Origin of the sequence: Bradyrhizobium sp., from assembly GCF_036009065.1 — a bacterium.
GTDB lineage: Bacteria > Pseudomonadota > Alphaproteobacteria > Rhizobiales > Xanthobacteraceae > Bradyrhizobium.
Genome location: NZ_DASYMN010000215.1, coordinates 1 through 1,660 on the forward strand (window position 1 = coordinate 1; position 1,660 = coordinate 1,660).

Sequence of the window (1,660 nt, forward strand, 5' to 3'; positions counted from 1 at the left end):
GTTCGAACACGACATCGGCTATTCGCGAGCAGTCGTTGACGGCGAATGGGTTTTTGTTTCTGGCACGACAGGGTTCGATTGCAGAACGATGACGATATCCGATGATGTTGCGGAGCAGGTCGAGCAGTGCTTGGTCAACATCCAAAATACCCTTCAAGAGGCAGGGGCGAATTTCGCCGACGTGGTCCGGGCGCGGTACATCCTGCCCAGCGCCGATGACTTTCCCTCCTGCTGGCCGGCGCTTCGGCGCGCGTTTGGAGATGTGCGGCCTGCCGCAACCATGATCGAAGCAGGTTTGGCTGATCGGCGCATGAAGATCGAGATTGAGGTCACGGCACGTCGTACAGCCGAGTCCATTCCACCGCCTTGTACTTGAGCAGACAAACAGCTTGCCCCATGAGGGATCAACCAGCGAACGTCCTGTGTGGATGGCTCCCGCGTTGCAAGGGGTTTGTGAGGGTCTGGCGTGCTGGTCGGGTGCAGTCTTGTGTCCGGCCTGTTCGCGCGGTCGTTGACCGCTGGCCCTGATGGTTTCCGCGGACGAAGTCCCATTCTGCTTTGCGGGCTTTGATGCCCTCGACATTCGGCGGGTTGTCCTCGTCCCGGGTCTGACCGGTTCGCCATCACGTCACATGGTCCTCGCAACCTCTTTCGCGCGACCGCGCCTGATCTTTGACCGTCTTCAGGCCGCCGCCGAGCCGAGTGCCGGCGCCCGATAGACTTCGCCTCGGACCATGATGGCCCAGATCGCCCGGGCCGCTCGGTTCGCCATGGCGATGGTCGCGAGTCGGAGCGGCTTGCGGGCGAGCAGCGCGTTGATCCGAGGATCGGCCGAGCTCGGATGGTGCCGGTTGCGTCTGACGAGCGACGTCATGCCGGTAACCAGAAGACGCCTTAGATACTGGTCACCCATCTTGGAGATGCGACCGAGGCGTTCCTTGCCGCCGCTGGAGTTGTTCAGAGGCGTGAGGCCCAGCCAGGCGGCGAACTGACGGCCAGAGCGGAACTGGGTAGGATCCGTGACGGTGGCCGCCATGGCGGTCGCCCCGAGCAAACCCACGCCGGGCACGGTGGCGATGCGTCGGGCGACCTCGTTGGATCGATACCAGGCCAGAAGGTCTCGTTCGAGCTGCCGGATGCGGCCCTGGACCTCGATCGCCTGTTCAGCCAAGGCGCCAATCACCTTCGCGGCAAGATCGGGAACGTCGTCGGCTTGACCGGCCACCGCGCGTCGAACGAACGCCAGGGCGTGCGTAATGCCCTTCGGAATGTCGATGCCGAACTCGGCCAGGAGCCCACGGATCATGTTGACGAGCTGGGTACGCTGACGAACGAGGAGATCGCGGGTCCGATGAAGCGCCAGCGCGGCCTGCTGCTCGACCGACTTGATCGAAACGAAGCGCATCGTCGGTCGGGTGACCGCCTCGCAGATCGCTTCCGCATCCCCCGCGTCGGTCTTGCCACGCTTCACGTACGGCTTGACGTAGGCCGGCGGCATCAGCCGGACCTGGTGCCCGAGACTGACCAGCTCACGCGCCCAGTGATGGCTCGTGCCGCAGGCCTCCATGCCGATCAGACAAGGCGGAAGCTTGCTGAAGAACGGGATCACCTGAGCCCGCCTCAGAGCCCGTCGGACGACTACCTCGCCCGTGCTGCTGAT

General features: G+C 63.8%; 2 protein-coding genes. One reads left to right on the plus strand and one right to left on the minus strand.

The window, feature by feature from the left end:
* Nucleotides 1-376, plus strand: a 376-nt coding sequence (locus VGP39_RS13170) for a RidA family protein (RefSeq protein WP_414644662.1), incomplete at its 5' end; no start/stop codon positions are given.
* Nucleotides 377-682: 306 nt separating this feature from the next.
* Here VGP39_RS13170 and VGP39_RS13175 read toward each other — a convergent pair.
* Nucleotides 683-1,660, minus strand: a 978-nt coding sequence (locus VGP39_RS13175; RefSeq protein WP_414644663.1) for an IS110 family transposase, incomplete at its 5' end; no start/stop codon positions are given.